Source organism: Pseudomonas sp. LBUM1651, from assembly GCF_059716135.1.
Genome location: NZ_CP166805.1, coordinates 5,414,270 through 5,436,805, shown reverse-complemented (window position 1 = coordinate 5,436,805; position 22,536 = coordinate 5,414,270). Strand labels below are relative to the sequence as shown.

General features: G+C 60.4%; 22 protein-coding genes. 10 read left to right on the top strand and 12 right to left on the bottom strand.

The annotated features are described in order from the left end of the window. Positions 1 to 13 precede the first annotated feature (13 nt). The 7 genes from mltB (at position 14) to ACA066_RS25450 (ending at position 6,529) form a co-directional block, all read left to right on the top strand. Positions 14 to 1,024: a lytic murein transglycosylase B gene (gene mltB / locus ACA066_RS25480; RefSeq protein ID WP_497697103.1), complete on the top strand. Its 1,011-nt coding sequence runs from the start codon at positions 14 to 16 to the stop codon at positions 1,022 to 1,024. Continuing rightward, on the top strand, positions 1,024 to 2,034 hold the full coding sequence (locus ACA066_RS25475; RefSeq protein WP_497697102.1) for a septal ring lytic transglycosylase RlpA family protein: 1,011 nt from the start codon (positions 1,024 to 1,026) through the stop codon (positions 2,032 to 2,034). Before mltB ends, ACA066_RS25475 begins: the two co-directional genes overlap by 1 nt. 183 nt (positions 2,035 to 2,217) lie before the next feature. Then, complete coding sequence (locus ACA066_RS25470) at positions 2,218 to 3,375, top strand: D-alanyl-D-alanine carboxypeptidase family protein (RefSeq protein ID WP_497697101.1); 1,158 nt, start codon at positions 2,218 to 2,220, stop codon at positions 3,373 to 3,375. Between the two features lie 80 nt (positions 3,376 to 3,455). Further along, a complete protein-coding gene (locus tag ACA066_RS25465; RefSeq protein ID WP_083375686.1) occupies positions 3,456 to 3,731 on the top strand; it encodes a DUF493 domain-containing protein in 276 nt (91 codons plus the stop codon). After that, entirely contained in the window at positions 3,731 to 4,378 is a 648-nt protein-coding gene (gene lipB / locus ACA066_RS25460; RefSeq protein ID WP_157712737.1) for a lipoyl(octanoyl) transferase LipB, read from the top strand. The genes ACA066_RS25465 and lipB overlap by 1 nt, the downstream gene beginning before the upstream one ends. 1 nt (position 4,379) lies before the next feature. Beyond that, entirely contained in the window at positions 4,380 to 5,402 is a 1,023-nt protein-coding gene (gene lipA, locus ACA066_RS25455) for a lipoyl synthase (RefSeq protein WP_007946663.1), read from the top strand. Positions 5,403 to 5,578: 176 nt separating this feature from the next. Next, the gene (locus ACA066_RS25450) at positions 5,579 to 6,529 is read left to right on the top strand and encodes a S66 peptidase family protein (protein ID WP_497697100.1); all 951 of its coding nucleotides are present in this window, start codon (positions 5,579 to 5,581) and stop codon (positions 6,527 to 6,529) included. Positions 6,530 to 6,624: 95 nt separating this feature from the next. Here the strand turns inward: ACA066_RS25450 and ACA066_RS25445 are convergent, their stop codons facing one another. The 5 genes from ACA066_RS25445 to leuS form a co-directional block, all read right to left on the bottom strand. Further along, on the bottom strand, positions 6,625 to 7,947 hold the full coding sequence (locus tag ACA066_RS25445; RefSeq protein ID WP_497697099.1) for a lytic murein transglycosylase: 1,323 nt from the start codon (positions 7,945 to 7,947) through the stop codon (positions 6,625 to 6,627). Positions 7,948 to 8,009: 62 nt separating this feature from the next. Further along, positions 8,010 to 8,174 carry an alternative ribosome rescue factor ArfA gene (gene arfA / locus ACA066_RS25440; RefSeq protein WP_461953080.1) on the bottom strand — a complete coding sequence of 55 codons (165 nt, stop codon included), beginning with the start codon at positions 8,172 to 8,174 and terminating at the stop codon, positions 8,010 to 8,012. A 245-nt stretch (positions 8,175 to 8,419) separates the two neighbouring features. Beyond that, positions 8,420 to 9,457: a DNA polymerase III subunit delta gene (holA, locus tag ACA066_RS25435; RefSeq protein WP_497697098.1), complete on the bottom strand. Its 1,038-nt coding sequence runs from the start codon at positions 9,455 to 9,457 to the stop codon at positions 8,420 to 8,422. 39 nt (positions 9,458 to 9,496) lie between these two features. Further along, positions 9,497 to 10,102 (bottom strand): LPS-assembly lipoprotein LptE, encoded by a 606-nt coding sequence (locus ACA066_RS25430; protein ID WP_497697097.1) that lies wholly within the window; start codon positions 10,100 to 10,102, stop codon positions 9,497 to 9,499. An 87-nt stretch (positions 10,103 to 10,189) separates the two neighbouring features. Further along, positions 10,190 to 12,796, bottom strand: coding sequence for a leucine--tRNA ligase (leuS, locus tag ACA066_RS25425; RefSeq protein ID WP_497697096.1), 2,607 nt, complete (start codon positions 12,794 to 12,796; stop codon positions 10,190 to 10,192). Positions 12,797 to 13,075: 279 nt separating this feature from the next. Here leuS and ACA066_RS25420 point away from each other — a divergent pair, with 279 nt between their 5' ends. Then, on the top strand, positions 13,076 to 13,396 hold the full coding sequence (locus tag ACA066_RS25420; RefSeq protein WP_497697095.1) for a hypothetical protein: 321 nt from the start codon (positions 13,076 to 13,078) through the stop codon (positions 13,394 to 13,396). A gap of 107 nt (positions 13,397 to 13,503) precedes the next feature. After that, positions 13,504 to 14,265, top strand: coding sequence for a YdcF family protein (locus tag ACA066_RS25415; RefSeq protein WP_497697094.1), 762 nt, complete (start codon positions 13,504 to 13,506; stop codon positions 14,263 to 14,265). Positions 14,266 to 14,413: 148 nt separating this feature from the next. Here ACA066_RS25415 and lnt read toward each other — a convergent pair whose 3' ends face one another. The 5 genes from lnt to miaB all read right to left on the bottom strand — a co-directional run bounded on the left by lnt (position 14,414) and on the right by miaB (position 19,806). After that, positions 14,414 to 15,937, bottom strand: a complete 1,524-nt coding sequence (gene lnt / locus ACA066_RS25410) for an apolipoprotein N-acyltransferase (protein WP_497697093.1) — start codon at positions 15,935 to 15,937, stop codon at positions 14,414 to 14,416. An 8-nt stretch (positions 15,938 to 15,945) separates the two neighbouring features. Beyond that, a complete protein-coding gene (locus tag ACA066_RS25405; protein ID WP_084319721.1) occupies positions 15,946 to 16,785 on the bottom strand; it encodes a CorC family transporter in 840 nt (279 codons plus the stop codon). Positions 16,786 to 16,790: 5 nt separating this feature from the next. Next, entirely contained in the window at positions 16,791 to 17,285 is a 495-nt protein-coding gene (ybeY, locus tag ACA066_RS25400; RefSeq protein WP_497697092.1) for an rRNA maturation RNase YbeY, read from the bottom strand. Then, entirely contained in the window at positions 17,278 to 18,282 is a 1,005-nt protein-coding gene (locus tag ACA066_RS25395) for a PhoH family protein (protein WP_497697091.1), read from the bottom strand. The genes ybeY and ACA066_RS25395 overlap by 8 nt, the downstream gene beginning before the upstream one ends. A gap of 198 nt (positions 18,283 to 18,480) precedes the next feature. After that, a complete protein-coding gene (gene miaB / locus ACA066_RS25390; RefSeq protein WP_497697090.1) occupies positions 18,481 to 19,806 on the bottom strand; it encodes a tRNA (N6-isopentenyl adenosine(37)-C2)-methylthiotransferase MiaB in 1,326 nt (441 codons plus the stop codon). 135 nt (positions 19,807 to 19,941) lie between these two features. On the opposite strand from miaB, the gene ACA066_RS25385 reads away from it, so the two are divergent. Then, a complete protein-coding gene (locus ACA066_RS25385; protein ID WP_007894425.1) occupies positions 19,942 to 20,271 on the top strand; it encodes a DUF1820 family protein in 330 nt (109 codons plus the stop codon). Positions 20,272 to 20,452: 181 nt separating this feature from the next. On the opposite strand, the gene ACA066_RS25380 is transcribed toward ACA066_RS25385, so the two are convergent. Together ACA066_RS25380 and hemL are read right to left on the bottom strand one after the other, a co-directional pair. Beyond that, positions 20,453 to 21,007: a tetratricopeptide repeat protein gene (locus ACA066_RS25380; protein ID WP_017340980.1), complete on the bottom strand. Its 555-nt coding sequence runs from the start codon at positions 21,005 to 21,007 to the stop codon at positions 20,453 to 20,455. 224 nt (positions 21,008 to 21,231) lie between these two features. After that, entirely contained in the window at positions 21,232 to 22,515 is a 1,284-nt protein-coding gene (gene hemL, locus ACA066_RS25375; protein ID WP_497697089.1) for a glutamate-1-semialdehyde 2,1-aminomutase, read from the bottom strand. Positions 22,516 to 22,536 lie beyond the last annotated feature (21 nt).

The following is a 22,536-nucleotide window of genomic DNA, read 5'->3' as shown; positions in this document are numbered from 1 at the left end:
GGTGAAGATTTCAATGCAAGTAATGCGTGGCTGGGCGACTCGAAATGCGCCATGGGTCAGCCTGGTAAGCATCCTTGGCATCGCGCAGGACGCGTTGGCCGGCGATTACGAAGGCACACCCCAGGTGGCCGAATTCGTCGGTGAAATGACCCGCGACTACGGCTTTGCCGGTGAACAGCTGATGGGCGTGTTCCGCGAAGCCGAGCGCAAGAAGGCGATTCTGGACGCGATCTCGAAACCCGCCGAGCGGGTGAAGCAGTGGAACGAGTATCGCCCGATGTTCATCACCGACGCCCGCATCGCCCGTGGTGTGGATTTCTGGCGGCAGCACGAGGCGGTACTGGCCCGTGCCGAGCAGGAATACGGTGTGCCGGCCCAGGTGATTGTCTCGATCATCGGCGTTGAGACCTTTTTTGGCCGCAATACCGGCAATTACCGGGTAATCGACGCCTTGTCGACCCTGGGTTTTGACTATCCTCCCCGTGCTGAATTCTTCCGCAAGGAATTGCGTGAATTCCTGCTGCTGGCCCGGGAAGAACAGGTCGATCCGCTGACTCTCAAGGGCTCCTACGCCGGGGCGATGGGCTTGCCGCAGTTCATGCCGAGCAGCTTCCGCGCCTATGCAGTGGATTTCGACGGTGACGGCCACATTAATATCTGGACCAATCCCGACGATGCCATCGGTAGCGTCGCCAGTTATTTCAAACGTCACGGCTGGGTGGCCGGTGAGCCTGTGGTCAGCCGCGCCGATGTGCGTGGCGGGCAGGTCGACGAAGGTTTGACCGCCGGCATCGAGCCGACTAAAACCGTCGGGGAGTTGCGGGCGCTGGGGTGGTCAAGTCATGATGCGCTGCGCGATGATATGCCGGTCACGGCATTCCGCCTGGAAGGTGACAATGGCCCTGAATACTGGATGGGCCTGACGAATTTTTACGCAATCACGCGTTATAACCGCAGCGTGATGTACGCCATGGCGGTACATCAACTGTCTGAACAGCTGGTCCAAGCACGGGGCGTCAAGTAATGCGGGCATTGCCTATGAATAAACCCCTGAAGCTGATGGCATTCGCCGCGTTGGCGGTGCTGGTCGCCAGTTGTTCGACCAGCCGCTCGCCGACACAGAAGTCTTCCACCGCCGTGCGCTCGGCGCCGGGGCTGGACATCAACCGCGCCCACAAAGATGGCGCACCGTGGTGGGACGTCGACGTATCGCGCATCCCGGATGCCACGCCGACCCTGCACACCGGCCCTTACAAGGCCAACCCGTACACCGTGCTGGGCAAGACTTACTTCCCGCTGCAGGAATCCAAGACCTACGTCGCCTCGGGCACGGCGTCCTGGTATGGCACCAAGTTCCACGGCCAGAACACCGCCAACGGCGAGGTGTATGACCTGTATGGCATGAGTGCCGCCCACAAGACCTTGCCACTGCCAAGTTACGTTCGGGTGACCAACCTGGACAATAACAAGACCGTGGTCCTGCGGGTCAACGACCGTGGCCCGTTCTACTCCGACCGCATCATCGACTTGTCCTACGCCGCCGCGAAAAAACTCGGCTATGCCGAAACCGGCACTGCGCGAGTCAAGGTTGAAGGCATCGATCCTCAGCAATGGTGGGCCGCCAAAGGCCGTCCGGCGCCTTTGATGCTCAACGAGCCGCAAGTCGCGCAAAATACCGCGCCGACGATTACCGCTTCGGCCGGCACGGTCGAACAATGGACGCCACCGCCGCAGCAACACGCCGCGGCCGTCGTGCCCGTGCAGATCGATGCAAAAAAAAACGCTTCTGTACCAGCCTCTGGCCAGTATCTGCAGGTGGGCGCGTTCGCCAACCCGGACGCTGCAGAACTCCTGAGATCGAAGCTCAGCGGGATGGTGAGCGCTCCGGTGTTCATCAGCTCGATCGTGCGCAATCAACAGACACTGCATCGGGTACGCCTGGGGCCGATCGGCTCGCCGGGTGAAATCCAGCAAGTGCAGAACAGCGTGCGCCTGGCCAATCTCGGCTCGCCGAGCGTGGTCACCGCCGAGTAATACGTAGTACTTGATTGACGGTTCACTTGCAGTTTCGGGGGGTGAACCTGGTTGTTGGCTCGTTGAAGAACAAAAGCCCGGCAAGGGTTCTGAGTGAACGACTGAACACGCGATGGCCCGTTAGAAGGCCATCTAGATTAGTTTTGCCTTCGGGCAGTTTCCATTAGCGATTTCGAGAGACGGATGAACATCACCACCTTTGCCAAACGCCTGTGCCTTCTAGTCCCGCTGCTCCTCTCGCCTGCCGCTTTCGCGGTCGAGATGATGCCGTCGCCGCCACAACTGGCCGCCAAAGCCTATGTGCTCATGGATGCCAGCAGCGGCAACGTGCTGGTCGAGAACAACGGTGACCAGCGTCTGCCGCCTGCCAGCCTGACCAAGCTGATGACCGCGTACATCGCGACCCTGGAAATCCGTCGTGGCCAGATCGGCGAAAACGATCCGGTGACCGTCAGCGAAAACGCCTGGCGTACCGGTGGTTCGCGGATGTTCATCAAGGTCGGCACGCAGGTGACGGTCAGCGACTTGCTGCACGGCATCATCATTCAGTCGGGCAACGACGCCAGTGTTGCGCTCTCCGAGCACATCGCCGGCAGCGAAGACGCCTTCGCCGACATGATGAACAAAACCGTGGCCGACCTGGGCATGACCAACAGCCACTTCATGAACCCGACCGGTCTGCCGAACCCTGAGCACTACTCGTCGGCTCACGACATGGCTTTGCTGGCTCGCGCAATCATCCACGAAGACCCGGCTCACTACGCGATCTACTCGCAGAAAGAGTTCTTCTGGAACGGCATCAAGCAACCTAACCGCAACCTGCTGCTGTGGCGCGACAAGACCGTCGACGGTCTGAAAACCGGCCACACCGACGAAGCCGGCTACTGCATGGTGTCTTCGGCCGTACGTGATGGCATGCGCCTGATCGCCGTGGTGTTCGGCACCAACAGCGAAGTGGCTCGTGCATCGGAAACCCAGAAGCTGCTGACTTACGGTTTCCGTTTCTTCGAAACCCAGACCTTCTATCAGAAAGGCGCCGAGCTGGCTCAGGCCCCTGTCTGGAAAGGCAGCACCAATCAAGTCAAGGCCGGCCTGGCTGAAGACCTGACCATGACCCTGCCAAAAGGCCAGCTGAAAAAGCTCGCCGCCAGCATGACCATGAACCCGCAACTGGTTGCGCCAATCGCCAAGGGCGACGTGATCGGTAAAGTCGAAGTGAAACTGGACGATAAGGTGGTGCACAGCGCTGACCTGATCGCCCTGGACGCGGTCGACGAGGGTGGTATCTTCCGCCGCATGTGGGATAGCATCCGTCTATTCTTCTACGGCTTGTTCAACTGAATTAGTGTGGACTCTCATGGCCCCGCTCCAGTCCGGAGCGGGGCCATGTCCGTTGCCACGGCTTACGAGGCCGTTACGCCATGACAGACACCGAAGTAAAGGCGCCAAAGATCGAATTCCCTTCCAATGATTACCCGATCAAAGTGATCGGCGACACCATTGTGGACATCAAGCAAAAGATCATCGATATCGTCAAGAAACACGCGACGATCAACGATGAGAAAGTGGACGAACGCCAAAGCAGCAACGGCAAGTACACCACCATCCAGCTGCACATTATCGCCACCGGTCAAGACCAGCTGTACGACATCAACAGCGAACTGCGGGCTACCGGTTTCGTGCACATGGTGCTGTGATGTCTGGCACGCTGGGCTTTCGCGAGCTCGGCCAGATGGCTTACGAGCCGGTCTGGCATGCCATGCAGCGCTTCACCAACGAACGCGGCAGCGATGCCGCGGACGAGATCTGGCTGGTGGAACACCCGCCGGTGTTCACCCAGGGGCAGGCCGGCAAGGCCGAGCACCTGCTGCTGCCGGGAGATATTCCGGTGGTGCAGGTCGATCGCGGTGGTCAGGTGACTTATCACGGTCCCGGTCAGTTGGTGGCCTACCTGTTGCTCGATGTACGCAAGCTCGGTTTCGGCGTGCGTGACCTGGTCACCCGCATGGAACATTGCCTGATCGAGTTGCTGGCCAGTTACGGCGTCACTGCCGCGGCCAAGCCGGATGCGCCGGGTGTCTACGTCGACGGGGCGAAAATCGCTTCCCTGGGTCTGCGGATCCGCCACGGTTGTTCCTTTCATGGCCTGGCCCTGAACGTGGACATGGACCTGGAACCGTTTCGACGGATTAATCCCTGCGGCTACGCCGGGCTGGCGATGACCCAGCTGAGCGATCACGCAGGATCGATTGAATTTGCCGAGGTAAGTGCCCGGCTGCGCGCGCAGCTCGTCAAACACCTCGACTATGCTGAGCAGACGACCCTAACGGGCGGAATCGACTGATATGACTACTGATGCAGTGCAAACCATGATCCCGACGCTGGATGTCACAGAGCGTCCGGCCCCGCGTGCCAAGGTAGAAGCCGGCGTCAAGCTGCGCGGCGCCGAGAAGGTTGCACGCATCCCGGTGAAGATCATCCCGACCACCGAACTGCCGAAGAAACCCGACTGGATCCGCGTGCGCATCCCGGTTTCCCCGGAAGTCGACCGCATCAAGGCCCTGCTGCGCAAACACAAGCTGCATAGCGTGTGCGAAGAAGCGTCCTGCCCGAACCTGGGCGAGTGCTTCTCCGGCGGCACCGCGACGTTCATGATCATGGGTGACATCTGCACCCGTCGCTGCCCGTTCTGCGACGTTGGCCACGGCCGTCCGAAACCACTGGACGTGAATGAGCCGGAAAGCCTGGCCATCGCCATTGCCGACCTGAAACTGAAATACGTTGTGATCACCTCAGTTGACCGCGACGACTTGCGTGACGGCGGTGCCCAGCACTTTGCCGACTGCATCCGCGAGATCCGCAAGCTGTCGCCGAACGTGCAGCTCGAAACCCTGGTCCCGGACTACCGTGGCCGCATGGACGTCGCGCTGGAAATCACCGCCGCCGAGCCGCCGGATGTGTTCAACCACAACCTGGAAACCGTGCCGCGCCTGTACAAGGCTGCGCGTCCGGGTTCGGACTACCAGTGGTCGCTGACCCTGCTGCAACGCTTCAAGCAGATGATGCCGCACATTCCGACCAAATCCGGCCTGATGCTGGGCCTGGGCGAGACCGACGAAGAAGTCATCGAAGTCATGAAGCGCATGCGCGAACACGACATCGACATGCTGACCCTGGGCCAGTACCTGCAACCTTCCCGCAGCCACTTGCCGGTGCAGCGTTTCGTGCACCCGGACACCTTCGCCTGGTTCGCCGAGGAAGGTTACAAAATGGGCTTCAAGAACGTCGCTTCCGGCCCGTTGGTACGTTCTTCGTACCACGCCGACGAGCAGGCGAAGCTGGTTAAAGCCGAGCTGATGTCGTCCTGATCACTCGGTGAGAAAAACAAAATGCCCGCACGGCTTTCCAGCCTTGCGGGCATTTTTTCGCCTTGCCTACGGCGATCAGCGTTTTTTCCTGCAACCTGCGGGGCGACTGACCCTCTTCTGTTTGTCCCCGTTCCTGATTACTGTGTGCTGAAGATTCCGCGCAGGGAGATTCATGGATGACCGTTCGACCGACTCACACACTGTTTCCACATACGCCGGTGCCGGCCTTGCCCCGGGAAGGGCTGATCGGCGTGATCGCGCCTGCTGGTCCCGCAGCACTGGACACCGATAAGGCCATCACCTGGATGCGCGCGCGCGGTTACGCGTTGCGGATTTTCCCCGGTGTGTATCAGCAGGATGGCTATCTGGCCGGCAGTGACGATGTGCGGCTCAATGACCTGCACGCAGCGTTTGCGGACAGCGAGGTCGATGCAATCATTTGTCTGCGCGGCGGTTACGGCACACCGCGTTTGCTCGACCGCATCGATTTCGAGTTGCTGCAAAACAACGCCAAGCCGTTTATCGGCTACAGCGACATCACTGCGCTGCACTTGGCGATCAGCCGTTATGCGGGGTTCGTGACCTTTCATGGTCCGTTGCTCAATGCTGATCTGTTGGGTGATAAGCAAAAGCCTACCGAGGCTTCGTTTTTCAACATGCTCAGAGGGCAGGTGAAGGCGGGCAGTGTGTTGACGCACCCGGTGGCCTACCCGTTGACCACCATCGAGCCTGGCATCGCTCACGGGCGCTTGCTGGGAGGCAATCTGGCGATGATTGCCGCGACCATGAGCACGCCTTATGAGATGGATGCCGAAGGCGTCATTCTGTTTATTGAAGACATTAACGAGCCGTTGTATCGGATTGATCGGCTGCTGACTCAACTGCGTCTGGCCGGCACGCTGGGCAAGTTGCGTGGGGTTCTGGTGGGAGATGTGGCCGGGGTGGATAAGGTTGCGCTGGAGCGATTGCTCAAGCAGACCTTTGAACCGTATCGGATACCGGTGCTGTCGGGGTGGTGCAGCGGGCATTGCGATCCGAACCTGACGTTGCCGATGGGGGCGCTGGTGAGGCTGGATGCGGGGAACAAGGAGTTGGTGTTGGAGCAGGATGTGGTGGTCAGGCGCTAGATTTTCATCGCCTGGTAGTCAGTCTTCGCGGGCAAGCCTCGCTCCTACAGGCTTTAGATTTCCCCTGTAGGAGCGAGGCTTGCCCGCGAAGCTTTTTAACGGTTACGCAGACCTTCGAGCAACTTGTGCGTCGGATACCCATCCGCCGGCCAGCCAAACGACTGCTGCGCACTGCGGATCGCTTTACGGGTGTTGGCACCAATGATGCCGTCGGCGGTGCCCGCATCGTATTTCTGGGCGCTCAGCAGATTTTGCAGCTCGATCCGCTCGGTACGGCTCAGCGGCAAGTCATCCTTGGGCCATGTGCCGTTGATCAGGCCCGCGCCGTTGAAGCGCTCGGACAACAAACTGACGGCCAGCGCATAGGACGAGGAGTTGTTGTACTTGAGGATCGCACGGAAGTTGTCGAGCACCAGGAACGCCGGGCCGCGATAACCCGCTGGCAGCAACAGCGCCGCGGACAGGTGTTCTGAGCCTGCTGGAACCTGTCCGCCGTTAGGCAGCGTCACGCCCAGTTGCCGCCATTCGGCGACACTCTTGCGGATCGTGCCATCGGCCAACACGTAGTTGAAGCTGCCCGGTAGCTGAACTTCAAAGCCCCACGGCTGACCTTTTTGCCAGCCAGAGCTTTGCAGGTAGTGCGCGGTCGAGGCCAGGGCGTCGGCGGAGCTGCCCCAGATGTCGCGGCGACCGTCGCCATCGAAATCCACGGCATGGGTGTTGTAGGTGGTCGGGATGAACTGGGTCTGGCCCATGGCGCCGGCCCAGGAGCCGAGCATCTGCTCCGGCTCGATATCGCCCTGTTGCAGGATCTGCAGGGCCGCGATCAATTGCGCATGGGCGAAGCCTGGGCGCCGGCCTTCATAGGCCAGGGTCGCCAGGGAGTTGATCACCGACTTGCTACCCTGGAACTGACCGAAGTTACTTTCCATGCCCCACACCGCGACGAGTGCCTGACGATCGACGCCGTAGCGCTGCTCGATGTTTTGCAGGATGTCCGCGTACTGGTTGACCAGCGCCTGGCCTTTGCGCACACGCAGCGGCGACAGGGCACCGTCGAGGTATTCCCACACCGGGCGGGAAAATTCCGGCTGGCTGCGGTCGGCACGGATCACGCTGGTGTCCAAGCTGACATTGGCGAAGGCGCGATCAAACAGGTCGGCGCGGATGCCGGCGGCCAGCGCATCCTTGCGGAAACCCGCCTGCCATTCGGCGAAGGTCTGGGTTGGCTGGATGTCGAGATTTTCTCCGGTCGGCACCACGGGCGGGATCATCGCAGGGGCTGTCGCGACGGGAAGGGTCTGAAGCGGTTGGGCGTCGGCGGCGGTCGGTTTTTCCGCGCAGGCGACAAGCAGAACGAGGCTGGAGGCAGCTATCAATTGGCGCAGGTGCCAACGACGGGAAATACAAAAGGGCATGCACGGGTCCAGGGAGTACGAATCAGGTGCAGACCTTAACATGTTGAGCGCTGGCTTGCCTTTCAGGCCGCCAGAAAGTAAGAAGCCTCCCAGTTGTCAGACTGGAAGGCTTCGCGGCGGTAGCTGCCTTTGCCCTTGCCGGCTCGTTCCTGACGGCTGCGGAACAGTGGCTGGGCGATGATGGATTTGGCCTTGTTGTGGCCATTCCTGGATGGCTTTTTGCTCATGATCGGATCTCTCGATTGAGTGGGTTTTGCGGGGGGAAATGATCTGCCGAAGTTTAGATTCTGTCTAGACCCCACATTGCGTAGGACCTTTCGGACGTCTTCCCTGTAGGAGCGAGCTTGCTCGCGAAGAACTCAAGGGCACCGCTGGCTTTCAGGTTGCCCGTGTCATCGTTGCCGTCCATCGCGAGCAATCGAGCGTCGACCGGCTGCTCCTACATGGAATGGGCGTGATGTGTGCGAAAGCCTTACTCGGCGGGCAACGACAATCGTTGGCCCGCCATCAACAGCGACAACCGACTCAAACTCATCCACGGCGAACCCGCGGCCTGGCCTTTGATCTGCGCATCAATGCGCTGCGCTTCCAGCAACAACTGCGCCCAGCGTTGCGCCGAGTAGCGTTGCAGGGCTTTGCTCATCAGCGGTTTGCGCTTGTCCCAGACCGGTGGTCGGGCAGAGCTGAAGGCTTTGTCCAGCGGCACGCCCTGACTGTATTGCAGGGAAATATTGGCCAGCAGACGCAGTTCACGGGCCAGGGCCCAGAGAATCACCGGCGGTTCGACCCCTTCACCGCGCAAGCCTTCGAGCATGCGCAGGGCATGCGCTGCTTCACCGTTGAGAATCGCATCGGTCAAGCCGAAGACATCGAAGCGCGCACTGTCGGCCACGGCTGCTTGCACGGTCTCGACGGTGATCTGACCGCCTTCGGCCATCAGCTTGAGTTTTTCGATTTCCTGGGCGGCGGCCAGCAGGTTGCCTTCGACGCGCGCGGCGATCAACTCGACGGCGTCCTGGCTGGCGGAGAGCCCGGCCTGGGACAACCGCTGGCGGATCCAGCTCGGCAACTGGTTGGCATCCACCGGCCAGATTTGCACGAACTGAGTGTGCTGGCCTTCGACCAGCGCCTTGCCCCACTTGGTTTTCTGCGCACTGCCATCGAGTTTCGGCAGGCTGATCAGCAAGATGGTGTCTTCAGCCGGTCGCGAGCAGTACTCGATGAACGCGGCCGCCCCTTTGTCACCGGGTTTGCCGGACGGCAGACGCAGCTCCAACAGGCGTTTTTCAGCGAACAACGACATGCTTGCGCCGGCTTGCAGCAACGTTCCCCAGTCGAAACTGGCGTCGGCGGCGAACACCTGGCGCTCGTCGAAGCCCTGTTGGCGAGCGGCTGCACGAATGGCGTCAGAGGCTTCCTGGCACAGCAACGGGTCATCGCCACTGATGACGTAGACCGGCGCGAGAGCACCTTGCAAGTGTTTGGCGAGTTGGGCAGGGGCGAGTTTCATAAGAGAGGGCGAACGGGGCGCCTGAGCGCCCCGTAAGTCTTACTGCTGCGGGATTTCGATGGGCGACTGACGCGGCGTTTCCGCTTCAGCCTTCTGCGCGGCTTCCAGTGCTGTGGCTTCAGCCTTGGCTTTGGCTTCAGCAGTCTGTTGCAGCTGATCCAGCTGAGCCGGGGACAGTTGCTGCAAGCGCAGCATCATGCGTTGTACCAGTTCGCGACGGATCTCCCGGCGAGCATCGGTGGCTTCCTGGTCGGAACCCACCAGGTTGTTGCCGTCGTGGATAAAGACTTTCTGCACTTCGAGCTTGTCGCTCAGCAGGGGCAGGTTGTGCTCACCACGGATATCGTAGTTGAGTACCGTGGTCACTTGGTACTCGCCAGTACGACCAGCGCCTGCATAACTGAGGATGCGCTGGCTTTCCTGTTCATCGGCCAGCACCAGTTTGTAAGGCGCGCCCGTGTGAATATTGACACCGCTGCTTTCCAGCAACTGACGCATCATGGTCACGGTTTCGCCGTAGGAGTTGCGTGCACTCAGGTCGAGTTCCTTGAAGGCGAGTTCATAGGTGCCAGTGCCGCGCAGCTGGAAACCGCAGGCGCTCAACAGGACCGCAAGGCCCATCACCAGCAAATTGCGTTTGATCATCTTGTTGCTCCCCTTGAAACCATGTGGGCCGACCGTGCGGCCCGAAAGGTTTTACTCGGCGCCAGGCTTGCCTGGCGCCTGATCCAATTAGCTGGCGACGATATTGACCAGTTTCCCGGGCACTACGATCACTTTACGAATAGTCAGGCCATCGACGAAACGCAGCACGTTCTCGTTGACACGGGCAGCGGCTTCGACTTCTTCGCGAGTCGCGGTGGCCGGCATTTCGATCTGGCCGCGCAGCTTGCCGTTGACCTGGATGACCAGCGTCAGGCTGTCCTGCACCAGCGCGGTTTCGTCCACCACCGGCCAGCCGGCGTCGATCACCGGGTCTGCGTGACCCAGTTGATGCCACAGCTCGTGGCTGATGTGCGGGGTGATCGGAGCCAGCAGCAACGTCACGGCTTCCAGACCTTCATGAACCAGTGCGCGATCCTGTTCGGTGCCTTGCGCGGCTTTTTCCAGCACGTTCATCAGCGTCATCACCTGGGCGATGGCGGTGTTGAATTTGTGGTTCTGGCCGACGTCGTGGCTGGCCTGCTTGATGGCCAGGTGAATCGAACGGCGAATGGCTTTCTGCTCGTCGTTCAGGCTGGCGACGTCCAGTTTGCCCGGCAGGCCCTGAGTGACGTGGGCCTGAGCCAGACGCCAGACGCGCTTGAGGAAGCGGTGCGAGCCTTCGACTCCGGAGTCGGACCATTCCGCGCTCATGTCGGGTGGCGAGGCGAACATCATGAACAGGCGGCAGGTGTCCGCGCCGAACTGGTCAATCATCGACTGAGGGTCGACGCCGTTGTTCTTTGACTTGGCCATCTTCTCGGTGCCGCCGATTTCCACCGGCAGGCCGTCTGCGATCAGCTTGGCGCTGATGACCTTGGCCTTGCTGTCGCGTTCGAGTTCGACGTCCGCCGGGTTGAACCAGGTGTAAGCGCCGTTGGCTTCGCGACGATAGTAAGTCTCGGCGATCACCATGCCCTGGGTCAGCAGGTTCTTGAACGGCTCGTTGGAACTCACCAAACCTTCGTCGCGCATCAGCTTGTGGAAGAAGCGCGCGTACAGCAGGTGAAGAATCGCGTGTTCGATACCGCCGATGTATTGATCCACCGGCAACCAATGGTCGGCCGCCGATTTTTCCACCAGGCCACCTTCATAGTGCGGCGAGGCGTATCGGGCGTAGTACCACGAGGACTCGACAAAGGTGTCCATGGTGTCGGTTTCACGCTTGGCCGGTGCGCCGCATTTCGGGCAACTGCACTCGTAGAACTCGGGCATGCGCGCCAATGGCGAACCTGCGCCGTCCGGTACCACGTCTTCCGGCAACACCACTGGCAGCTGATCTTCCGGGACGGGCACGTCACCGCAGGTGTTGCAGTGGATGATCGGGATCGGGCAGCCCCAGTAACGCTGACGGCTGATGCCCCAGTCGCGCAGGCGGAACTGGGTGCGCGAGGCGCCGAGGTTCTTCTTGAGCAGCGCGACTTCAATGGCGTCGAACGCACCTGCGAAATCGAGGCCGTCGAACTCGCCGGAGTTGATCAGCGTGCCGTGTTCGCCGTAGGCGTCCTGCCACGGCGCCGGGTTGGTATCACCTGCGCTTGTGCACACCACGGATTTGATCGGCAGGTTGTACTTGGTGGCGAACTCGAAATCACGCTCGTCGTGAGCCGGTACAGCCATCACCGCGCCATCGCCGTAATGCATCAGCACGTAGTTGGCGACCCACACCGGGAGTTTCTCACCGGTCAGCGGGTGCTCGACGAACAGCGAGGTCGGCAGGCCTTTTTTCTCTTGAGTGGCGACGTCGGCTTCGGCGACGCTGCCGCCCTTGCATTCAGCGATGAACGCCTGCAGCTCAGGGTTGTTCTGTGCGGCCAGGGTGGCCAGGTGGTGTTCGGCGGCCACGGCAACGTAGGTCGCGCCCATCAGGGTGTCCGGACGGGTGGTGAAGACTTTGAGTGCACCGGTTTCGCCGATGGAGTCGACGTTGTACGGGAACTGCACTTCCATGCCACGGGATTTGCCGATCCAGTTGCGCTGCATGGTCTTGACCTGTTCAGGCCAGCCGGTCAGCTCGTCGAGGCTCTCCAGCAGCTCATCCGCGTAAGCGGTGATCTTGAAGTAGTACATCGGGATTTCGCGCTTTTCGATCAGCGCGCCGGAACGCCAGCCGCGACCGTCGATCACCTGCTCGTTGGCCAGAACGGTCTGGTCGACCGGGTCCCAGTTCACGGTGCCGCTTTTCTTGTAAATCACGCCTTTTTCGAACAGGCGAGTGAACAGCCATTGTTCCCAGCGGTAGTAATCCGGCTTGCAGGTGGTCACTTCGCGGGACCAGTCCACCGCCAGGCCCAGGCTGCGCAGCTGGGTTTTCATGTAGGCGATGTTTTCGTAGGTCCACTTGGCGGGCGCTACGTTGTTCTTCATCGCGGCGTTTTCCGCCGGCATGCCGAAGGCGTCCCAACCCATGGGTTGCAGGACGTTCTTGCCTTGCATGCGTTGATAGCGGGAGATCACGTCGCCGATGGTGTAGTTGCGCACGTGCCCCATGTGTAGCTTGCCGCTGGGGTAAGGGAACATCGACAGGCAGTAGAAAGTCTCCTTGCCTGGCTGTTCACTGACTTCAAAGGACTTTTGCTCGTCCCAGAACGACTGGGCGGCGGCTTCGATTTCACGGGGCTGATATTGTTCGTGCATGGCTACTTTTGAACTGAATAGGGGTGGCCTAATCCTCTTCAATGCGGCGCTGGACGGTGATCACGCCAAATCGGCGTTGCGGTGCCCAAGCGAGCTGGAAGTGGAGTTACAGGAAGCGCCGTAGCATACATGACCGCACTCTACCGAGGGAAACCCTGATTACTGCCGCGCGTCTTGCCGAAATGGCTGCGAGGGCCGTTGGTCGCGGCGTTCAGCCGGTTTGTTCATGGAAGCTAAGCTCTAAATGGGGAGCGAGTCTTATCTTCAATGAGGTGAGGGATGGTTGATTCACAGCAAAAAGTTACGAAGCCGGAGCTGTACGAAAGACTGATCGATCGTCTGGGAATGGCCCTGGACGCGGCAAAAACCGCTGGCCGGTTGCGCGATGAACGCCCCCTTGAGCTGGAGTTGCGTGGCCTGAGCCCCGCAGAATTTGCACTGGTCAAGGCGTATCTGGACCGCAGTGAACGTGAAACACACGGATGCTTGTCAGAAGCAGTGAAGCAACTCGACGCACCACGTTCGGCCAAGATCATCTGGCTCAAGGACAAGGTACCGGGCAGGGACGCGGTAAAGGTCCGGTCTCTGCAATTCAAGTAAAGGCACTTGAAGCCATGACGTATGGTTTTTTGAAGCATAGTCCTTCCGCATTTGTTGTCGCATTGCGTCAACCCACTTAGGCTTCGGGCATCTTCAGGAGATGCTCGATGCCTTTTCGTTACTTTGTAAAACAACTTCTGCTGCCGCCCGGCATTTTATTGCTGTTGCTGGCGCTTGCCTGGTGGTTTCGCCGCTCAAGGCCGCGCCTTGCGGGCGTGTGCTTTACGCTGGGGTTCGGCGGGTTCTGGCTGATGAGTTTGCCGGTGGTGGTGCAATGGAGCGCCAAGGCGCTGGAACGGGAGCCGGCGCTGGATCGCGCCGAATGGGCGACCCTGAGTCAGCGCGCTGATGCGATCGTTGTGCTGGGGTCTGGGCGTGAGCGGGGTGACCTGGCTTGGGGCGATGACCAGCCGACCGGTGTGGGTCTGGGGCGTCAGCGTTATGCCGCGCGGCTGGCCAAGGCCTCCGGCCTGCCGATCCTAACCAGTGGCGGCCTGCATTTCGGCACGCCGCCCACCGAAGCCAAATTGATGGCGGATTCGATGTTCGAAGACTCTGGCGTAACCGTGCGTTGGCAGGAAGGGCGTAGCCGTACGACTTGGGAAAATGCGCAGTTCAGTGCCGAGGTGTTGCTGCCACAAGGGATCAAGCGTGTTGTGGTCGTGACTCAGGCCTGGCATATGCCGCGGGCGGTCTGGAGTTTCCAGAAGGCAGGATTTGAGGTGGTGCCCGCGCCGGTGGGTTTTCTAGGCGTGGACAATGCCCGGCCATTGGGTGGCTGGATGCCTGAGTTCAAGTCGATCTGGCAGAGCGGGCAGTTGCTGAATGAAGCGGTGGGGCAGATCGGGTATTCATTGTTCTATCGCTGACCTGTGGCGAGGGGGCTTGCCCCCGTTGGGCTGCGAAGCAGCCCTGAAATCAGCGCATACGGTGTGACAGTTGAAACGCGGTGGTCGGATTTACGACTGCTGCGCAGTCGAACGGGGGCAAGCCCCTCGCCACAAAAGCCCGCCAGTCTCAGACGGTTTTTGCCATCCGGTTGGCCACCAACGCCCAGCCAAACAACAACACGCAGACAATGATCAGCGGCCACGAACGCCACTGCAGGTAAGGCGTCAGGTTATGCATCGGCACCACTTCGCCGTACAGGATGCCGCGTTCGAACTGCGGGATCTGCGTGGTGATCTGGCCGAAGGGGTTGATCAGGCCGGTCACGCCGTTGTTGGTGGCGCGGATCATCCAGCGGCCGGCCTCAAGCGCGCGCATCTGTGCCATCTGCAAGTGTTGCAACGGCCCGATGGAGGTGCCGAACCAGGTGTCGTTGCTGATGGTCAGCAACAGATCGCTGCGAGCCGCGAGGCTGGCGGCAAACTCCGGGTAAACCACTTCGTAGCAGATGTACGGCGCAATTTGATAGCCCTTGGCTTGCAGCATCGCCTGATCAGCGGGGCCACGGGCAAAGTCCGACATCGGCAGGTCGAAGAAGGCGATCAGGCCGCGCAGCACATCCTGCAATGGCACGTATTCGCCGAACGGCACCAGCTTCTGCTTGAGGTAAGTGCCGTCGCCTTCGCCGACGATAGTGATGCCGTTGAAGAAACGCTTTTCGTGACGGACGACTTCGCGGATGGGGACGCCGGTAATCATTGCCGAATCCCGCTCGGAAGCGAATTTGCCCATCATGTCCAGGTAGCCCTGGGCAGACTCCTTGAGCACCGGGATCGCGGTTTCCGGCCAGATCAGCAGGTCGACACGCTTGGAGCTGAAGCTCATGTCGCGGTACAGCGCCAGCTGCGCGTTGAGCTGCGCCGGGTCCCACTTCATGCTTTGTTCGATATTGCCCTGAATTGCCGCGACGCTCAGCGGTGCGCCCGCCGGGCTGGTCCAGGCATGGCCTTTGAGCGCGATGCCGGCGATCCAAGGGCCGACCAACAGCAGCACACCCGCCGCAATAAAGGCTTTGCGACCCGTCTTGATCAGGCGCGAAGCGTTGTAGATCAGCGCGGCGGTCAAGGCCAGGGTGAAGGACACCAGCCACATTCCGCCCACGGGTGCGAGGCCGGCCAATGGGCCGTCGAGCTGGCTGTAACCGGAGTAAAGCCACGGGAAACCGGTGAGGAACCAGCCCCGAAAGGCTTCCTGGCCTACCCACAGCGCTGCGAACGCCATGGCATCGGCCAGCGGTGCTTCGTTGCGACGCAACCAGCGCGCCCAGATCCAGGCCGGCAGTGCGAAGAACCAGGCAATCGCCGCGGTGAAGAGCAGCATCAGGAACCCGGCCAGCAACACTGAAGCGCCGCCAAAGTTGTGGATGCTGTAGTAGATCCAGCTGGTGCCGGCGCCAAACAGGCCGAAACCGAAGCACCAGCCGCGGCCCAGGGCCTGGCGGGGGCTCAGCTCACGTAAACCGGCGTAAAAAAAGCCGACCGCCAGCAACGCCAACGGCCAGATATCGAACGGCGCCAGGGCCAGGGTGGTGATTGCACCGGCCGCCACGGCCAGCAGGTTACCGGGCCAGCCGGGGCGGGTTACGCGGAGCATGTCAATCCTTAACGGGCGATAGGTGTCAGGCGCAGCAAGTGAATCCGACGGCTGTCGGCGTTCAGGATGCGGAAGCGATACGGGCCGATTTCGGTTATTTCGTTGCGTTTCGGCAAGTGCCCGAACGCACTCATCACCAGGCCGCCAACGGTGTCGAACTCGTCGTTGGAGAACTCGCTGTCGAAAAATTCGTTGAAGTTCTCGATCGGCGTCAGGGCCTTGACCAGGAAATCACCGCTGGGCAGTGGCTTGATGTAGCTGTCTTCCTCGACGTCGTGCTCGTCTTCGATGTCGCCGACGATCTGTTCGAGCACGTCTTCGATGGTCACCAGACCCGCCACACCGCCGTACTCATCGATAACGATGGCCATGTGGTTGTGGTTGGCGCGGAACTCGCGCAGCAGCACATTCAGGCGCTTGGACTCGGGCACGAAGGTGGCCGGGCGCAGCAGGTCCTTGATGTTGAAGCTGTCGCCGTTCTCCCTGAGGATCAACGGCAGCAAGTCCTTGGCCAGCAACACGCCCATCACGTCATCGTGGCTTTCGCCAATGACCGGGTAACGGGAGTGGGCCGAGTCGACCACGGCTGGTAAAAACTCGCGGGGTGTCTGGGTCGCCTTGATGCTGATCATCTGCGAGCGCGGGACCATGATGTCCCGTACTTGCAGGTCCGCAACCTGGATGGCGCCTTCGACGATGGCCAGCGCTTCGCTGTCCAGCAACTTGTTTTGGTGTGCATCGCGCAGAAGCTCCAGCAGCTCCTGACGGTTCTTCGGCTCGTGGGCAAAAGCCTGGGTGAGCTTACCCAGCCAAGACTTCTGCCCGTTGCTCGATCGATCTTCGCTCATAGCGATTACTCTGAATCCTTTGTTGTCACGATAGTGGATGTTTCGATTTCGTCGTCCGCGTACGGGTCGGGATAGCCCAATTCCGCAAGCAACGTTCGTTCCAGCGCTTCCATTTCTTCGGCTTCGTCGTCATCTATATGGTCGTAACCCAGCAAATGCAAGCAGCCGTGAATCACCAGATGCGCCCAGTGGGCCTTGAGTTCCTTGCCTTGTTCAGCGGCTTCGCGCTCGACCACCGCCACGCAGATCACCAGATCGCCCAGCAACGGGATATCGAGAAACTCGTCAGGCACATCGGCCGGAAACGACAGCACATTGGTGGCGTAGTCCTTCTGCCGCCAGGTGTGGTTCAGCTCGCGGCCTTCGGCTTCGTCGACCAGGCGAATGGTCATTTCGGAGTCGGCGGTGCGCTGGCGCAAGGCCAGTTCGCACCATTGGCGGAACTCGGCTTCGCTGGGGGCGGGCGCTTCGGTAGCGAGTTGCAGATCAAGCTCAAGCATCGCGGCGACTGTCCTTTGGTGTTTCGTCTGCCACGCGATTCTCGAAGCGCTCATAGGCTTCGACGATCCGCTGCACCAGTGGATGGCGCACAACGTCCTTGGGCATGAAATGGGTGAAGCTGATGCCCGGCACGTCTTTCAGCACTTCGATCACATGGTGCAGCCCGGATTTGGTGCCTTTCGGCAGGTCGACCTGGGTGATGTCACCGGTGATGACCGCAGTGGAGCCGAAGCCTATCCGGGTCAGGAACATTTTCATCTGCTCGACGGTGGTGTTCTGGCTTTCGTCGAGAATGATGAAGCTGTTGTTCAGCGTGCGACCGCGCATGTAGGCCAGCGGCGCGACTTCGATCACCTGGCGCTCGATCAGCTTGGCGACGTATTCGAAGCCGAGCATTTCGTAGAGCGCGTCGTAGAGCGGGCGCAGGTACGGGTCGATCTTTTGCGACAGGTCGCCCGGCAGAAAACCGAGTTTTTCGCCTGCTTCAACCGCCGGACGAACCAGCAGGATGCGGCGAATCTGCTCGCGCTCCAGCGCGTCTACCGCGCAGGCAACGGCCAGATAGGTCTTGCCGGTACCGGCCGGGCCGATGCCGAAGTTGATGTCGTTACCGAGGATTTCCTTCACGTAGCGCAACTGATTCAAGCCACGAGGGCGAATCATGCCTTTCTTGGTACGCAGGGCCACGGAGGGTTCGGACGGGGAAACATTGTCCAGCTCTTCGACGGCCGATTCCTGCAGGAACAGGTGAACCATGTCCGGCGACAGCTCGGTACCCTTGGTTTCCCGGTACAGGCGGCGCAGGAGGCTTTCCGCGGAGGTGGTGTGTTTGGGGTCGCCGATCAGCTCGAACTGGTTTCCGCGGTTGCGGATCTCGATGGTCAGGCGTTGCTCGATCAAGCGCAGATGCTCGTCGAACATCCCGCACAGATTGGCGAAGCGGCGAGCCTCAAAGGGCTCGAGGATGAAACGATGTGGTTCTATGGGTGCGTTCAAGGTCGTATTTAGCCGCCCTGGGGCAATTAAGATGAAATCAAGGATAACGCCAGTGGCGCGGGTGCGAAAGCTCTTATGCTGGGCAATGTGGCAGACCATGACTCTGTAGGAGCGAGCTTGCTCGCGAAGGGCTTGAATGCCCGCGTTCATTCAGGATGCACGCGTCATCGTTGACGACCATCGCGAGCAAGCTCGCTCCTACACCAGCGAGCCCCGCAGCGAGTGCGGCTGCGCCGCATCGATGTGCACATCGGCAAACTGGCCGATCAGGGTCGGATTGTCGCAGCGGAAGTTGACGATCCGGTTATTCTCGGTCCGGCCTTGCAGCTCGCCGGGGTCTTTTTTCGAGTAATCGGTGACCAGAATCCGCTGGATCGAACCGACCATTTGTCGGCTGATCTCGAAACCTTGCTGGTTCAGGCGATGTTGCAGGGCATTCAAGCGTTCTTTTTTCAGCTCTTCCGGCGTTTCGTCGGCCAGGTCGGCCGCCGGCGTGCCCGGACGCTGGCTGTAGACAAACGAATAGGAGAAGTCGAAACCGACGTCTTCGATCAGCTTCATTGTTTGTTCGAAGTCTTTTTCGGTCTCGCCGGGGAAGCCGACGATAAAGTCCGAACTGATGCAGATCCCTGGCACGGCGGCGCGCAGCTTGCGCAGTTTGGATTTGTATTCCAGCGCGGTGTGGTTGCGCTTCATCGCCGCAAGAATGCGGTCCGAACCGGATTGCACCGGCAAGTGCAGGTGCTTCACCAACTCCGGCACTTCGGCGTGAGCCTGGATCAGGCTGTCGGAGAATTCGAGCGGATGGGACGTGGTGTAGCGAATCCGATCAATGCCATCGACAGCCGCGACGACACGAATCAACTCGGCCAGATCCGCCAGGCGACCGTCGTGGGTGGTGCCGCGATAGCCGTTGACGTTCTGGCCCAGCAGCGTCACTTCACGCACGCCGTTTTCAGCGAGGTGGATGATTTCGGCAATCACGTCATCGAACGGTCGGCTGACTTCTTCGCCGCGGGTGTAGGGCACCACGCAGAACGTGCAGTACTTGCTGCAACCTTCCATGACCGACACGTAGGCGCTCGGGCCATCGATGCGCGGCTCCGGCAAATGGTCGAATTTTTCGATTTCCGGGAACGAGACGTCCACTTGCGGCAATTTGGTGGCGCGGGCGGCGTCGATCATTTCCGGCAGGCGGTGCAGGGTTTGCGGACCGAAGACCACATCGACATACGGGGCGCGATCGCGGATGGCGGCGCCTTCCTGACTGGCGACGCAACCGCCGACGGCAATCACCATCTCCGGGTTCGCCAGTTTCAGTTCGCGCCAGCGGCCGAGCTGGGAATACACCCGGTCCTGGGCGCGTTCGCGGATCGAACAGGTGTTGAGAAGGATCACGTCGGCATCTTCAGCGCGGGCGGTGACTTCCAGAGCCTGATGTTCGCCCAGCAGATCGACCATGCGCGAGCTGTCGTACTCGTTCATCTGGCAACCGTGGGTTTCGATGTAAAGCTTCTTGGCCATGGATACAGTCATCACGTGATTCAAAGAACCGCGCATTATAGGGAACATGTCCCGAGGTTCCTACCGCTGTGCGTCCGGTGGCTATGCTATAGTTCGCGCCCTCATTTTTATCCCCCGATGTGTTGCTCGCCCACCATGACCAAACGTGAAGCTCCAATCTACAAGGTGATTTTCCTCAATCAGGGCCAGGTGTACGAAATGTACGCCAAGCAGATCTATCAAAGTGATCTGTGGGGCTTCCTGGAAGTGGAAGAGTTCGTCTTTGGCGAGCGCACGCAAGTGGTCGTCGATCCGAGCGAAGAGAAGCTCAAGGCTCAGTTCGAAGGTGTCGTGCGCAGTTTTGTGCCGATGCATTCGATCGTGCGCATCGACGAAGTCGAGCGTCTCGGCACGCCGAAAATCAGCGAAGCCCGCGGCGCGGTCGGCAATGTCATGCCGTTTCCGATGCCGATGCCTGAGAAGTAAGCAGGAAGGTCTTTGAGATGAACTGGGCTTTTTGTGGCGAGGGAGCTTGCTCCCGCAGGGGCGCGAAGCGGCCCTAAACCCTGCAAGCACCGTTTTTCTGATTCACCGCATCGTCTGACTTTACGACTGCTTCGCAGTCGAGCGGGAGCAAGCTCCCTCGCCACAGGGGCCCGTGTTGTACTCAGGGCAGTGGAGAAAAAGGCGTACGCCCATCGGCGCTCTGCAATTCCATCAGGTACTTGCGGAAGATTTGCCCAAGCACCTGAGTCGCTACCTCAAGTTCTTCGCGAGGCATCTTCTCGGCGACTTCGTCCGCTGTATCCAGCGCTTCTTCCGCACCATTGACCGCCGCCATTTTCAGCACGATATACGCCTGAACGTTATTGGCCGGTACGCCTTCGCCGTGGAAGAACATGGTGCCGAGTTTGAATTGCGCCTGGGCGTGGCCTTGCAGCGAGGCCTTTTCGAAGTAGTCCAGGGCTTTCTTGAGGTCGCGCGGGGTGTTTTTGCCGTCGTAGTAGAACTCACCCAACTCGTATTGTGCTTGCGCATCCCCGTCATCCGACGCTTTCTGGCAGGCGGCGAGCGCCTGTTCCAGGTCTTGCGGCTGGGTATTGAGGGTGCAGCGACCCATCGCTGGGATTAACAACGAGTTGCCGCCTGCTTGTGCGAGCGCGAGCAGGGGCTGAAGGAGCAACAGGCAGCCCAATGCAAGGGCGCGGCCGGTGCGGTTCATGGGAATCGACTTACCTCTGAGGGGCGCGCGGACCCATCGAGGGATCCAATAAGCGCGCATTATGAAATAAGCAGGGCCAACCTTACAAAGTCTTTACTCGTTTTTCTGCTGCGCGGGGAATATATCGCCCGGTTTACGGGGGATTATCGGCAGATGAGTAAGAAAAGACGCTGGAATGTAGGTAAAAGCTGACGCCGGCAATCGCCAACGTCAGCGTCTCAGCATTATTTCAGTGCGGCAAATGCGCGCTCGGCGGCATCCAGCGTCAGTTTCAACTCGGCTTCGCCGTGGGCAATCGAAGTGAAGCCGGCTTCGAATGCACTCGGCGCCAGGTACACGCCGCCTTCGAGCATCAAGTGGAAGAAGCGGCCGAACAGCTTCGCGTCGCTGGCCATCACATCATCAAACGTGACGATGTCGTCGGCGCCGCTGAAGTACAGGCCGAACATGCCACCGGCTTGCGTGGTCACGAACGGAATGCCGGCGGCGTCGGCGCGCTGTTGCAGGCCATCGAGCAGACGGCTGGTGTAGTCGCTCAGTTCTGCGTGGAAGCCAGGGCGGCTGATCAGGCGCAACGTCGTGAGACCGGCCGCCATCGCCAGCGGGTTACCCGACAAGGTGCCTGCCTGATAAACCGGGCCCAGTGGCGCGATGTGCGACATGATTGCGCGTTTGCCGCCGAAGCAGCCAACCGGCATGCCGCCACCGATGATCTTGCCGAACGTGGTCAGGTCTGGCGTGACGCCGTAATGCGCTTGAGCACCGCCGAGGGCGACGCGGAAACCGGTCATCACTTCGTCGAAAATCAGCACCACGCCGTGGTTGTCGCACAAGGTCCGCAGGCCTTCGAGGAAGCCCGGCGCCGGCGGTACGCAGTTCATGTTGCCGGCCACTGGCTCGACGATGATGCAAGCCACGTCCTGACCGACTTCGGCGAGCATGGTTGCCACGGCGTCGATGTCGTTGAACGGCAGGGTCAGGGTATGTTTGGCGAAGGACGCCGGTACGCCGGCCGAGCTCGGCACGCCTTGGGTCAATGCGCCGGAACCGGCCTTGACCAGCAGGCTGTCGGAGTGACCGTGGTAGCAGCCTTCGAACTTGATGATGCTGTCGCGGCCGGTGAAACCACGGGCCAGGCGAATCGCGCTCATGGTCGCTTCGGTGCCGGAGCTGACCATGCGCACCATTTCCATCGACGGCACGATCGAGCAGACCAGATCGGCCATCTCGGTTTCCATTTCGGTCGGGGCACCGTACGACAAGCCGTGTTCCAGCTGTTTGCGCACCGCGTCCAGCACGTCCGGATGGCTGTGGCCCAGGATCATCGGGCCCCAGGAGCCGACGTAGTCCACATAACGCTTGTCGTCTTCGTCGGTGACGTAGGCGCCTTCAGCGTGTTTGAAAAACAGAGGCGTGCCGCCAACGCTCTTGAACGCGCGAACAGGCGAGTTCACGCCACCGGGAATGTGTTTCTGGGCATTGGCAAACAGCGTTTCGGAACGAGACATGATCGGGCTCTCAAATCAGAC